The following is a 13,474-nucleotide window of genomic DNA, read 5'->3' as shown; positions in this document are numbered from 1 at the left end:
CGTGACCCAAATACAAGACATCAACAACTACCAAGTCATTATTGTTGACGATGAGCCCTATATCGGCACAGTATTACAGCAATTATTTAAGCTCGAAAACATCAAAGCTTTGGCCATTACCGACCCACAGATCATTGCTCACCACATCAGTCCAAATTGGCCAGGGATAATAATCTCCGATGTGAATATGCCACAATTAGATGGCTTAAGCTTATTACAACAACTAAAGAAGCAAGATAATGACTTGCCCGTTGTATTGCTGACCGGATTTGGTGATATTGCCATGGCAGTCGATGCATTAAAAAAAGGTGCTTACGACTTTATCGAAAAACCGTTTAACAACGAACATATATTAGATGTGACCAAACGCGCATTGGATAAACGATCTTTAACTCTAGAAAACCGAAAATTAAAGCGCGAACTAGAATCTCACATCGCACCTGGCCCACGAATTCTAGGCAACAGCCCAAGCATAATGAAGATGCGTAACTTAATCGACCAAGTACTCGACACACCTGCAGATATTATGATTGAAGGTGAAACTGGTGCAGGTAAAGAATTAGTCGCACGCTATTTACATGATCATTGCTATCGAAACAAAGCCAACTTTGTTGCTATTAACTGCGGGGCAATCCCTGAAAACTTAATCGAAAGCGAACTCTTTGGTGCAGAATCAGGAGCTTTTACCGGTATAGATAAACGTCGTATTGGTAAATTCGAATACGCCAACGGTGGCACGCTATTTTTAGATGAAATCGAAAGTACCCCAATGGCGTTGCAAGTTAAATTACTTCGAGTGTTAGAAGACCGAAAAGTAGAACGTTTAGGATCTAATACCCTTATCGATCTAGATATTCGGGTGATTGCCGCCACAAAACTCAACCTACAAAAATTATGCGAGCAAGGTCTATTCAGACAAGATTTACTTTATCGTCTAAACTTAGTCACCATCGTCATCCCACCACTTCGAGAACGTCTCGAAGACATACCGTTATTATTTTTGCACTTCGCTCGCATTGCATCTGCACGTTACCATAAAGCGTTAATCGCATTAACTCCTCAACAAACCATAGTGCTTAGCTCTCATGATTGGCCAGGCAATGTGCGTGAATTACGCAATTTAGCCGAGCGTTACGTATTACTTGGCGCTGAAGCCGCTTTTGCAGGTAACTTAGACAATCACACCACCATGCACACGAGTATGTCACTGCAACAACGAGTTGAGTTTTTTGAACGAATGCAGATTGAAGAAGCATTAAGTCACAATAAAGGCAGCATCAAATTAACCATGGAACAACTCGAGCTACCACGTAAAACCTTGTACGATAAAATGCGCAAGTTCGACCTTGATAGAAAGCAATTTATCGAGAGCTAATTAGACGCGGATACATCAACGAGCTGCTGCTTTTGATGTATCCCTAAACGCCAAATAGCCACCAGCAACAATGCTAAAAGGCTCATAGACCCCACCACAACCCCATTCCATTCAGCTTCATGCCAAAACAACATTAGGTATGGCCCACCTAAAGAGGCACCAAGATAATAACAACATAAATACAGCGATGTAGCCTTAGCACGATGAGTGGTAGCTCGAATGGCCACAAATGAATTGCAACAGCTATGGGTTAAGAAAAAACCACAAGCGTTAATCAAAAAACCGATAACAATCGCTGTTAGTGTATCCACCAAGGTCAACAAGGTACCAACTAGCATTAAGCATAGTGCTACCCTAAATAATGGCATTGAACCATAACGTACAATCCATTTTGCCGACAGGTAAGACGCAAAGGTGCCACTTAAATAACATAAAAAAATCAATGTTGCGTGAAAGCGACTCAAACCATAGGGTTCAGCCATAATATGCAACTGAATAAAGCTAAACTGATTAACCATCATCATAAATGCTAAGCCACCAATAATATAAGCCAAGCGCATTTGAGAGTCAGACAAATGAAACACAAAACCGTCAATATCTTGTTTAACCTTACGTAGCAACGACACTCTTTGTTTAATTATTTGGGGTTTAATTTCTTTTCGTGGTAATAAATATGTTACCAATGCCACACCCATTAATGTCACCACAAACACCAAACCCATAGACGACTGCCATGACAAGTTTTGTGCCATCAATCCACCAAAGATTCGCCCCGCGATTCCGCCAATACTGTTGGACATTATGTATACAGCAGCAGCTTTCAGCATAAATGAAGGTGCCAATTGATCTTTAAAATACGCCATTGCAATTGCAGGTACTGCCGCTAACAAAATTCCCTGCAGTAAACGCACCCACAATAAATCATCAAATGTTTGAGCAAATATTAATAAGATATTTGATGCAGCTAACAGCCACAAACTCACGACGATAGGAGCTAGCCGCCCAATTCTGTCAGATAATATCGCATAAAAAAGCAATGAAAATGCCAACGTAAAACTGGTAACAGACAACACTAAAGTGGCTTGTGCGCCCGACACATCAAAATGCTCAGCAATAGAAGGCAACATGCCTTGTACCGTGTACAAATTAATATAAATCACCATAGAAGCGATACACAAAGCCCAAATCAAACGAGTTTGCGCATGAGAACGATAAATAGGGGTTAACTCTGTCATAAACAACCTAAACAACACTATTAGGGTAGAAAAAGATTATTACCCGTCACATGAATAAATCAATGACGGGGCTAAGAGTTTGTGAGCTACGTTGTTGTTACCTTTGCTTAACCCGTTTCATTAAGACTTGAGTGGTAAATTGACCGTTATTGATCACATGATACTTATTATAAGTCTGAAAAATTGCCTTGCCTTGGTAAGTAATCATCGCAACCACACCATAATCAATACTATTATTAATTAACTCCGCCGGTAAGGTAAATTTAAACGGTACAGGTGCTGTGGCAATATCAAAATTTTTCTGTGAAATAATCGCACCAGGGGTATTAAAATCAATCAAGGCAATGTTAATTTTACAACCTTGAGGCAAGGCAACTTTTTCAGCATAACCGGCATAGCCATAAACAATCACAGGTTTTTCTGGTTCTACGGTTACACAACCATTTAGCATCAAAGTCATGAAAGCGACAAACACTAATATTATTCTTTTCTTAATCATTATTTTCACCCTACTTGGTCATTCTGATTAAACCTTCCTGTGTGGCCGAAGCCACAAGGCGTCCTTGTTGATCAAAAAACTGTCCTTTAACAAAACCACGCCCACCGCCAGCATTTGGGCTATCAATACAATACAAAAGCCACTCCTCCATATTAAATGGCCTATGAAACCACATCGCATGATCAATAGTCGCCATTCGCATGCCCGACGTTAAATAAGACACCCCATGGGGTTGAGTCGCGGTGGCTAAAAAATTAAAGTCTGATGCATAAGCGAGTAAATATTCTTGAATACTGTGATCTGAAGGGACTTGGCCATTAGCGCGTATCCAAACATAACGTTTAGGTTCACATGGACTAGGAGCTATCGGATCAATAGGATTAACTGAGCGCATTTCTATTGGAGAATCTGCCATAAACTTTTCAAGCATTGCCGCAGGTACTTTATCACGCATGGTCATCGCGAGTTCTTGTTGATTCAGCAACCCCTCAGGCCCAGGCACATTTGGCATTTTGTCTTGATGACTAAAACCTTCTTCAACAGTCTGGAATGAACAGGCCATATAAAAAATTGGTCGACCTTTTTGAATAGCCTTCACTCTACGCGCACTAAAATTGCCACCATCACGCATATTTTCAACATCATAAATTATCGGTAATTTTTCATCACCAGCACGTAAAAAATATGAATGTAAAGAATGTACATGGCGATCTTCACTAACGGTTTGTTTTGCCGCGCTTAATGCTTGCCCCATTACCTGACCACCAAACACATGTCCAAAACCTAAATCTTGGCTTTGGCCACGAAACAGGCCATCCTCAAGTTTTTCAAGTGATAATAATGACAATAAATCGTTTAATACCTGACTCATAACACCTTCTCTACAACATCAATTAACCTTAGATTACCTTAGTTAAGCTGATTTTTTCTAGCTTAATCTATCCTAATGACTGAATTTAGTTTTCAAATGACAATTTCTAAAATAGTGATGCAACGCAAATATTCATATCTGCAGTTTAATTGAATATTTGATATGCTATTAGACATGACTAATCAATGCTGCGTCTCACAATATTATGCAATCTAGCTCAATTCAATCATGGTTTATGGCGATTCGTCCTCGAACGTTACCTGCTGCAATTGGTCCATTATTAATTGGCAATATGCTCGCCATCGGGCTAGAACAATTTAGCTTACTCATCGCCTTTACTTCAATGCTATGTGCCATATTGTTACAAATATCTGTTAACCTCGCTAATGACTATTTTGACTTTAAAAATGGCATCGATACCGAAGAACGAATTGGCCCTGTTAGAGTAACCCAAAGCGGTATCCTTGCTCCCTCAGCGGTGCGTAATGCTATGATCGGATGCCTAATCACAGCGTTATTAGTCGGTTCATTGCTGATTTTTCATGGTGGATGGCCCATTGCTATTCTTGCTGCGGCCTCTATTTTAGGTGCGTTATGTTATAGCGGAGGCCCTTATCCGCTTGCCTCACATGGATTAGGCGAAATAGCTGCATTCGTGTTTTTTGGTCTAGTGGCCGTTGTCGGCAGTTATTACCTACAAGCAGGAGCAACCACGTTAACAGCATGGTTACTTGGTTGTGCCATTGGCTTTTTTAATGCCGCTATCATGCTAGTTAATAATACTCGCGATATTTCTACCGACACCAAAGCAGGTAAAAATACTTTGGCCGTTCGTATTGGTGAGGCGCAAGCAAAAATTCTGTATCAAAGCTTTGTCTATTTACCTTTTGGGATCATCATAGGGGGCTTTTTGTTAGGTTCACTCGATGGATTGCCGGTATTGTTATCAGGCGTATCATTAGTCATTGCACGGAATCTCAGCCACGAATTTCATAATAATTCTGGTGAGGCATTAAATCCGATACTTGGCCAAACAGCAAAATTAACTATGATTTTCAGTCTACTATTTAGCACTGGATTGTATTTCTCTTTGGCTTAAAAACCTTATAACGTCAACGCAAAAACCATTAAAAAGGCGCCTAATTTTACAATTAGGCGCCTTTTTTAGCGATGTTACCGACTACATTTTAGATAACGTACGTTGCTTCGCACTCCAATCTAAATGGTATTTATCGCCCGCAGGTTTGTCTACACGCTCAAAGGTGTGCGAACCAAAAAAGTCACGCTGACCTTGTAACAAGTTAGCGGGTAATGTTTCGCAGCGGTAACTGTCATAATATGCAATAGCAGAACTCATACATGGTGCAGGAATACCTTGCATAACAGAGGCCGCAACTGTTTTACGCCAATTAAGATGTTTCTGTGACAATGTTTGACTAAAACTGTCAGCCATCAACAAGTTTTCAAGGTTTGCATCATCTTGATAAGCCTGAGTAATTGATTGCAGGAACCTAGCACGAATAATACAACCAGCTCGCCAAATTTTAGCTATTTCAGCAAAATCTAAAGACCATTTTTGCTCTTTAGCATTCATCGCCATCAGCTGGAATCCTTGCGCATAGCAACAAACTTTGGCGCAATATAATGCATCTTCAAGATTAGCAATAAACTCCACTTTTTCTGCATCACTAAAACTAACAGGTGCAGGGCCTGCAAGCTTTGCGTTTAACTGCATACGTAAGTTTTTCTGGGTACTCACTGCACGTGCGTAAACGGCTTCTGCAATGGTTGGTGCTGGACAACCAATTTGTAAACTACTCACCGCAGTCCATAGACCAGTGCCTTTTTGACCCGCTTTATCCAAAATCATTTCGACTAGCGGTTTACTTGTTAATGGATCGGCTTGCTGCAAGACTTCTGCACTGATTTCCATAAGATAACTGTTAAGAATACCTTTATTCCAACCATTGAACACATCACCGATGTCATGGGCAGACATGCCTAAACCATCACTGAGTAATTGATAGGCTTCGCAAATAAGCTGCATATCCGCATATTCAATACCGTTGTGAACCATTTTAACATAATGACCAGAGCCAGCAGGACCAATATAAGTCGTACACGGCTCACCTTCGGTTACTGGATTACCCGGTTCAAAACGCTCAATAGGTAAACCGGTTGCCGAATCCACTTTAGCGGCAATGGCTTTCCAAATCGGTTCAACATAACGCCATGCGCTTTCATGACCACTTGGCATTAATGACGGGCCAAAACGTGCGCCGACTTCACCACCAGATACCGCTGAACTAAAGAAAACAAACTGATCTTTATAACGTGCTTCGCGTTCTATTGTGTCAGTCCATAAACTGTTGCCAGTATCGATAACAATATCGTTTACTTCAATACCTGCCTCTATCAGAGATTTACACACACCGTCTACTGGTGCGCCGGCAGGCACTGATAAGACAATAACTCGAGGGGTAGTCAAATTGGCAAGCATTTCTGAAAGATTATGACAAGCTTGCATGCGTACTGCTATACCCGTTTTTCGCTCGTTTTGCTCTTGAGTAATCGCGGCATTAACTTTCTGAGTATCTAAATCGAAAACAGCAACATGATAGCCGTTATCTGCTATGTTTAATGCAAGGTTTTTGCCCATCACACCGAGGCCAATAACGCCGACGTGAGATTGTTTGAAGTGGTTAGTCATTAGCATATTTCCACTGGTCACAGAGATTAATCGCGTAGTGCGAATCCATTTGGAAGATGATTATACTGATTTATGTAACTAAATTACAGTCACAAAATGTGCATACACTATTACATAAAATGCAATATAGGTGATAAATAAAACACTATCCAAAATACATCATTAAAGACAATAGCTTAATAAATAATATCAACACAGGTTAAGAGATGGGGTAAGTCCGCCAATATCAGAGTTTTTTGCCTATTTCATATCAAACTTGTCTTTTTTTTACTCACTATGGATATTGACACACCTATAGCGCATCTATATAAGTCAATAAGCACCATTAGTTAGTAAGACAAGATGATTTAATCACCGTTTATTATCTTGAGCGTAGTTAAATAAAATCAATGATAAAATAAAGGTTGATACTTTTCAGTATCAACCTTTATCACTCTATTTTACATTATTTAATGAACGATATTTTAGCAATAAGCTATCGCTTATTTAACGCCATGCATAACATCGACACCTTCACTTTTCCCCTCAGCATGACAAAGAATACAGCTTTCATTACCGGGTTGATAAATAGCACCTGAACTCGCGTCGGCTTGATAAACACCGCCAAATGCTCTCGCATGTCCGGCCCATTGATCAATATTGCTGTGGCAAGTCGCACAAACTGACACAGTAGGTGAATACTCTGCTGTTTCACCAGCTAACGTTGCACCTTTTCGTGCCACAATAACTGAGGATTCATATGCTAAGTTTTCTAATGTTAACTGACCCTCATCATGGCAAGCACGACAATTACTTGCATCACCAGGATATGTCATCATTTCACGATCACCGTCAATCGTATCTTGAGTTGTACGCGTATTGGCATGCAACGAATGCACTAACTCACGATAACTCAAACTATTTTCAAGTGTTCTAGATGCTTTGATACTTGCTTCACCAGGAGTATGCATAACAGTCGCATTCATGAATTTAACCATGTTATTACTATGACAACTTTTACAACTACCATCAGCCAAACCTGTGGCTATTTGTGGTGCGTGACATGATCCACAATCAGCGCCGTTAGCAGGAGCGACTAACATAGAGTGAGCGGTATTGATGCGGTCTTGGAACTGATTATCATGACAGGCAACACACTTTTGCTCACTAACAAGTTCAGTGTATTTTGTAACGTTTGCTGTTAACGCAATAGCAGAATCAGCTGAAACTTCTACCGATGTTGCGGTGTCTGATTCACATGAAGTCACAATTCCAGTCTCTTTATCGCCACAAACAAAAGCTTTAGCGTATAACGACCCCGTAGTCGTAAGTCCAAAATCTGCCGTATTAATATTGCTAATTACAGCGGTAATTTTGTTGTCAGCTCTCACTAAGCTAACATTATCGTCACCATCAATAAGGTTCCATACTAAACGTTGGCCATTATTGGCTGGCATATTAACTTGGTTTTCATTACCAACTGCAACTAACCATAAACTTTCAAATGAAGGATCGGAGTCAGGGCTTAAACTGAGGCTATCGAACGTTAATTCGGCGGTTAATGTGCCAGCATCGCTATCTAATACACTACTTGTCAGTGCAAATTGATATTTCGCTGCTACGGTTTCATTAATTTTTGCCGTCGCATTATGGAATAAAGCAGAACCTAGCGGATTATTAGCATCTGGATGACAGCCACTGCAGCTCATGTCCCATGCTTGTGGAAAAGCATCTCGATCATGAAATAACCCAACAGCAGTTCCATCCCAGTTTTCTGGCGCATATTCTTCATGACAACTTAAACAGGTTTCTTGGCCAGGATATTGATAAAAATCGGCTTGTGGCACCACGTCTTCAATATGACATTGCTGACATTGATGCATATCACCAGGATAAGTTACACCACTATAATCATGCACTGCACCATGATAACCAACAATTACATAATCACTCTTATGAATTTTATGTACTAATGTTGCCATACCAATACTGGCACCCGTTTCAGGATCACCAGAATAACTGGTGTGACACATCACACAACCTTCATAATCAAAGCGCTTACCACCATGCATTAATATACTGTTGTCAGATGTTAAATCAGTAGTGTGACAACGATTACAACTTTGTTCTTGAGATACCAACACACGACTGTCGGCAGGATCAGCTTCGACACCCGTGAGAGGATCAAAATCAAATGTAGTATTAACCAACATGGTAGAAGCAGATGCTTCAGCGTATGGCAATAACTCTAGATAGATACGGTGAACTAACTCTGGGGCATAATGAGTATCAATAGCATCAATTGCAGAATAGCTTTCTAATGTTTGTTTAAAAGTATAACGATATACTCCATTACCTATAGATGTTATGCACTCCACTCCGCAATCGGTTTCAATACCAGCTTGCCATTGACTCCCTTTATTCTCATCCCAACCTGTTTTTAAATCGTTATCAGCCACATCTCCAGGTTCAACGAGATTATTAATGTAACTAGTCCACTGAGGTTGTGGGGATAAATCAGAATTTTCTTCTGCAGTAACAATCTCTTGATCACTATTTAATGGTCTAATTCGTTTTTGTTCGTCACCTAATTTGGCTATACCGGCGCCAAGTGTCGGAATAGACTCTAATGTATCGAGACCGACAACAGCAACACCGTTGGCATTACTCAAGTAAAAATCAAATGAAACAGCAAGATTATCATCAATTGAGACCGTTTCTATTGATGCTTTTAAAGATTTAGCCGACAAAATAGAAACATTTACATTCCCATCGCCAACATCTTCTCCCACTGGATCATCTGAACTATCCGAACAAGCCGTAAGCGTAAATATGGGAACCAATATAAATGGCAGCATCAACCATGGCTTATATTTCCCCGCTAATTTTACATTCATCATAGGTATTCCTTTTTTATTTTTGTCACGGACAACTCTATTTATAATGATTTCTCATCTGAAAGAATATTATCGTGATTAAGATCATGTAAATAATTATATTGGTACAATTTGACTAAGTATTAATTAAATATACAACAAGCATTTGTATTACAGAAAACGACATATGAAATCGGCAATTATAAAATGTAGAATTAAACTAACTTATAATCCAAAACAGAAAATACCAAAATTAAAATACAATAAATTAATATCTAAAACTCAATCCAATATAATATATTCGCTTAAATAGTGACTCATTTTATACATTCATAAAATTGTGGACAATTGCGGATTCAAACGTGATCAATATCAACTTATTTCAATTATTATTAGCCAATACTTACACTAGATTAATTAAAAGAATAATTATATTTTCAGTTAATAACTAATATAAGGAAAACGAAAATGATTACAAGGAGAACGTTACTTGCCAATGGAGCAAAAGTTGCTGTTGGTACAGTTTACTACGGAACCTTGGCTAGTTTTCTAACTGGTTGTGGAAGTAGTGATGATGATACAAGTGAAACCCCTGTAGTAAAAGTTCTTGCTGGTGGGTTAATGGTCGTAAATCCTGTTTATTGTGTTGGTTGTCGTCGTTGTGAAATTGCTTGTAGTTGGAGTCATGGAACCTCTGCCGTAAGTCCAAGCACAGCAAGAATCAAAGTTGATAGAAATCTTAATTTTGGTCCTTTAGGTGTTCAAGCCAACTATGAAGACCAGCGTGGCGAACAAGGAGATGGCACTATTGTTCCGTCTACATGTCGCCAATGTGATGTCTGTATGACAGTGTGCCCTCAAGGCGCTATTTATATCAATGAGGCCACAGGAGCAAGAGTTGTAGATGACTCTCTTTGTGTTGGTTGTGGCTATTGTGCAGACAAGTGCCCACAACAAGTTATCACAATTGATAGCCTAACAAGAAAGTCACTTAAGTGTGATCTTTGTGAAGGAGCTCCTAACTGCGCCCAAGTTTGTCCGACTGGTGCTATCAAATTTTATACGTGGGAAGACGCCGTTGCTGCAGTGGAACAGCATGAGAAATATTTAACTCTCATTTAACTCTCATTTAAATATTAATAAATTTTAAGGAATCATTATGAGTAGTACATATGGCGGATGGGCTGGTTATATTCTACGAGTGAATTTAACGACAAGTACAATTACTAAAGAAACAACAGAAAAATACCACGATTATATTGGCGGCATGGGTATTGGTTATAAAGTATTATGGGATAACCACGTCGATGGAATTAAAGCAACCGATGAAGAAAATAGATTAGTTATTTCAGCCGGCCCACTAAGTGGTTCTGGCGCAATATGTTCTGCACGAACAACTATTACCTCTCGAAACCCTGTAATCAGGGGGCATTTAATTACCGACGGACATTTTGGTGGCCATTTTTCACCTGAATTAAAATATGCTGGATACGATGCAATCATTATTGAAGGTAAATCGCCTTCGCCTGTGTGGTTAAAAATTCTTGATGACAAAGTTACAATTGAACCTGCAGATTCATTATGGGGCGTGGGCATATTTGATACCTTTGCCGCTATTAGTAAAATGATGGGACAACAAGCCCAAGTGGCAGCAATTGGCCCAGCCGGAGAAAACTTAGTTGCACAATCCACCATACAAACCCAAGGTGGTCACTCTGCCGGTGGGCATGGTTCAGTATTAGGTTCTAAAAAATTAAAAGGCATTGGTATTATCGGTACAGGTCGTGTAGAAATTGCCGAAAGCACGACCAATGAACAACTACGTGCACTGGATGATCACATTCTAGGTATTATCGGCGCAAACAATCAGGGCGTGGTCCCTCATGACCCTCAGTCTTGGGCAGAATTTAACGCTGGTATTAGTCGTTGGCGTGGAGGTCCTGGGGTGACTTGGGGTGCAGCAGATGACCCAGTTATTCTGGAAGAAACACCTTGGGATGACCGTCAAAAAGTCGGTATGCGCACATCAATGGCCGAAATGTATTTTGGCCGTGAAGAAGCCAATAAAATCTTTAAACGCCCTGGTGGTTGTCACTCTTGCCCAATCCGGTGTTTTTGTGAACTCAAAAACCCTAAAATGAAAACTGAGTATAACTTACCAACAGAATACCTCACCAACACGTGTATGGGATTTCTAGATCCTTGGTATTCAATGGGTCAACCTGGTAACGGTGAAAAAAAGACTGATATCATGACTATTGGTGGTTATTACATGGATAACTTAGCGATTTGGAGTGCCTATGGTCAATTGTCACACCTAATGCGCGAATTCACTAAACGTTCATTTTGGGAAATTTTATTACCTGCTGAAGAGTTTGCAGCCATAAATTGGGAACAGTATGCAAATCTAGATGCCCACTTTATGCAAGATTATTATACTCGTATTGGTTTAGCCAAATCTTATAATGGCTCGAATTATTTTGGACGTTTTCTCGGTACCGGATTACACAATTTTATTAATGATGAAGGTGAATTGTATAACATTCAAGATGTTCTCGATGATGTTGAATCACCAAGAATGGCAGGATTAACATTTGCCCTTGAATCTGATGCTGAAGAGAATTTATTAGGTCAAACCTATAGTGTATTCCTTGATGAAGGCGTACATGTCTTTAACCGTTCAATGGTGGGTGGTCTACACCATGCGAGTGAAGCCGCTGGTCAAGTCGGTGCATTATTGGCAACGGTATTTAACCGCGACCCACAATGTCACTCACATATTAATTTAATTAATTGTGGCCTACCTTATGCAAAAATTGCCGAAGTAGCGGAATCAATGTGGGGCGAAAATGCTTTTGACCCTGTTAAACACTATACAGCGATGAATGTTTCTAAAGCCAAGTTTGCCAAATGGTGTTTAGTGAAAAACGTTCTACATGATTCTCTTACTGTGTGTAACTGGATGTTCCCACTGCTTGTCTCTCCAGATGTTAACAAAGACTATCTTGGTGATAGCTCAATTGAATCACAAATGTTCTCTCTGGTTACAGGGATTGAAACCTCCGAGCAAGAGCTTGATGATAAAGCAGAGAGAGTCTTACAACTTCACCGTGCATTATCAGTACTACAAATGAAAGAACCGGATCAACGTAACAAACATGATGCATTATGTGAGTGGGTTTATGACATGGATCCAGAAGCTGCATTTGGCGATGAAGGTACAATAAAAATGGATCGTGACGACATTCAACTTGGATTAGACTTGTTCTATGAAGAAATGGGCTGGGATCAAGCAACCGGTGTTCCTACACGTGCCACCCTTGAGAAATTTAATCTTGGCTACGCAGCAGATAGACTTGAAGGCTTAGGTTTATTACCTGCTTAATTCGATGGTGAAATTATGATTGAATTAGTTGATTACATCCGTTTATTAAGTCGAGATGGTCGCCTTGTTACTGCAGATCAAATTATTGCAGTAGCAGGTCTAGAGTTAGAAATAGAGGATATCAATGCCGCATATCAAACATTAATTGAAGATGAACAATATGCAGATATTGTTATTATCGAAGCAAAAGATGATTTTTACTTTTACTCTAAAAAGTACATAGTAAAAAGTTACGCGGTGCAATGGATTGGTGTTCACAATGGTGATTTACTTGACACAATAGCTAACGAAGTTAGACGCTATTCAGAACTAGGTGAAGTTATTCCTGCAAGTAACTTCACTCATCCTCCCTATAATTTGGAGAAGGCAGAGTTAGGTGAATTATTAGGTAAATTCCAAGCTGCAGAAGGCTTTGATGATATCGGTATGCAAACATCTAACGACGGAGTTGAGCAATTTTTTTCAACTAAATTTATAACAATCAAGTACGCATCGGTTTTGGGTAATGTAGATCCTTTTGAATATTCTGCATAACCCAATAATA

At 39.7% G+C, this 13,474-nt stretch carries 10 protein-coding genes; 5 read left to right on the top strand and 5 right to left on the bottom strand.

From position 1 onward, the window contains the following. Window position 1 precedes the first annotated feature (1 nt). Window positions 2-1,375 carry a sigma-54 dependent transcriptional regulator gene (locus tag ABIS04_RS05845; protein WP_350432882.1) on the top strand — a complete coding sequence of 458 codons (1,374 nt, stop codon included), beginning with the start codon at window positions 2-4 and terminating at the stop codon, window positions 1,373-1,375. On the opposite strand, the gene ABIS04_RS05840 is transcribed toward ABIS04_RS05845, so the two are convergent. The 3 genes from ABIS04_RS05840 to tesB form a co-directional block, all read right to left on the bottom strand. Continuing rightward, on the bottom strand, window positions 1,372-2,610 hold the full coding sequence (locus tag ABIS04_RS05840; RefSeq protein WP_137221836.1) for an MFS transporter: 1,239 nt from the start codon (window positions 2,608-2,610) through the stop codon (window positions 1,372-1,374). The two genes, ABIS04_RS05845 and ABIS04_RS05840, sit on opposite strands and share 4 nt — an antisense overlap. Window positions 2,611-2,707: 97 nt before the next feature. Beyond that, window positions 2,708-3,109 carry a YbaY family lipoprotein gene (locus ABIS04_RS05835; RefSeq protein ID WP_137221838.1) on the bottom strand — a complete coding sequence of 134 codons (402 nt, stop codon included), beginning with the start codon at window positions 3,107-3,109 and terminating at the stop codon, window positions 2,708-2,710. A 10-nt stretch (window positions 3,110-3,119) separates the two neighbouring features. Next, window positions 3,120-3,980 carry an acyl-CoA thioesterase II gene (gene tesB / locus ABIS04_RS05830; RefSeq protein WP_137221840.1) on the bottom strand — a complete coding sequence of 287 codons (861 nt, stop codon included), beginning with the start codon at window positions 3,978-3,980 and terminating at the stop codon, window positions 3,120-3,122. A 205-nt stretch (window positions 3,981-4,185) separates the two neighbouring features. Here tesB and ABIS04_RS05825 point away from each other — a divergent pair, with 205 nt between their 5' ends. After that, complete coding sequence (locus tag ABIS04_RS05825; RefSeq protein WP_137221843.1) at window positions 4,186-5,079, top strand: 1,4-dihydroxy-2-naphthoate polyprenyltransferase; 894 nt, start codon at window positions 4,186-4,188, stop codon at window positions 5,077-5,079. An 81-nt stretch (window positions 5,080-5,160) separates the two neighbouring features. Here the strand turns inward: ABIS04_RS05825 and gndA are convergent, their stop codons facing one another. Further along, window positions 5,161-6,690, bottom strand: coding sequence for an NADP-dependent phosphogluconate dehydrogenase (gndA, locus tag ABIS04_RS05820; RefSeq protein WP_350432881.1), 1,530 nt, complete (start codon window positions 6,688-6,690; stop codon window positions 5,161-5,163). A 482-nt stretch (window positions 6,691-7,172) separates the two neighbouring features. Continuing rightward, a complete protein-coding gene (locus ABIS04_RS05815; protein WP_350432880.1) occupies window positions 7,173-9,569 on the bottom strand; it encodes an OmcA/MtrC family decaheme c-type cytochrome in 2,397 nt (798 codons plus the stop codon). Between the two features lie 444 nt (window positions 9,570-10,013). Here ABIS04_RS05815 and ABIS04_RS05810 point away from each other — a divergent pair, with 444 nt between their 5' ends. Genes ABIS04_RS05810 through ABIS04_RS05800 form a run of 3 tightly spaced genes read left to right on the top strand, consistent with a single transcriptional unit; the run spans window position 10,014 to window position 13,464 of the window. Then, window positions 10,014-10,667 carry a 4Fe-4S dicluster domain-containing protein gene (locus ABIS04_RS05810; protein ID WP_350432879.1) on the top strand — a complete coding sequence of 218 codons (654 nt, stop codon included), beginning with the start codon at window positions 10,014-10,016 and terminating at the stop codon, window positions 10,665-10,667. Window positions 10,668-10,704: 37 nt separating this feature from the next. Further along, entirely contained in the window at window positions 10,705-12,930 is a 2,226-nt protein-coding gene (locus ABIS04_RS05805; protein ID WP_350432878.1) for an aldehyde ferredoxin oxidoreductase, read from the top strand. A gap of 15 nt (window positions 12,931-12,945) precedes the next feature. Next, a complete protein-coding gene (locus ABIS04_RS05800) occupies window positions 12,946-13,464 on the top strand; it encodes a hypothetical protein (RefSeq protein ID WP_137221852.1) in 519 nt (172 codons plus the stop codon). Window positions 13,465-13,474: the final 10 nt, after the last annotated feature.

This window comes from Shewanella sp. H8 (assembly GCF_040285065.1).
Classification (GTDB): Bacteria; Pseudomonadota; Gammaproteobacteria; order Enterobacterales; family Shewanellaceae; genus Shewanella; species Shewanella polaris.
Note: the sequence above shows the minus strand (reverse complement) of the source record. Positions and strands in the feature narration are given on the sequence as shown.

What these genes read in the sequence shown, in the direction of transcription:
- ABIS04_RS05840 (WP_137221836.1), bottom strand. Translation starts at nt 2,610, where the DNA reads ATGACAGAGTTAACCCCTATTTATCGTTCTCATGCGCAAACTCGTTTG.
- ABIS04_RS05835 (WP_137221838.1), bottom strand. Translation starts at nt 3,109, where the DNA reads ATGATTAAGAAAAGAATAATATTAGTGTTTGTCGCTTTCATGACTTTG.
- tesB (WP_137221840.1), bottom strand. Translation starts at nt 3,980, where the DNA reads ATGAGTCAGGTATTAAACGATTTATTGTCATTATTATCACTTGAAAAA.
- ABIS04_RS05825 (WP_137221843.1), top strand. Translation starts at nt 4,186, where the DNA reads ATGCAATCTAGCTCAATTCAATCATGGTTTATGGCGATTCGTCCTCGA.
- gndA (WP_350432881.1), bottom strand. Translation starts at nt 6,690, where the DNA reads ATGACTAACCACTTCAAACAATCTCACGTCGGCGTTATTGGCCTCGGT.
- ABIS04_RS05815 (WP_350432880.1), bottom strand. Translation starts at nt 9,569, where the DNA reads ATGATGAATGTAAAATTAGCGGGGAAATATAAGCCATGGTTGATGCTG.
- ABIS04_RS05810 (WP_350432879.1), top strand. Translation starts at nt 10,014, where the DNA reads ATGATTACAAGGAGAACGTTACTTGCCAATGGAGCAAAAGTTGCTGTT.
- ABIS04_RS05805 (WP_350432878.1), top strand. Translation starts at nt 10,705, where the DNA reads ATGAGTAGTACATATGGCGGATGGGCTGGTTATATTCTACGAGTGAAT.
- ABIS04_RS05800 (WP_137221852.1), top strand. Translation starts at nt 12,946, where the DNA reads ATGATTGAATTAGTTGATTACATCCGTTTATTAAGTCGAGATGGTCGC.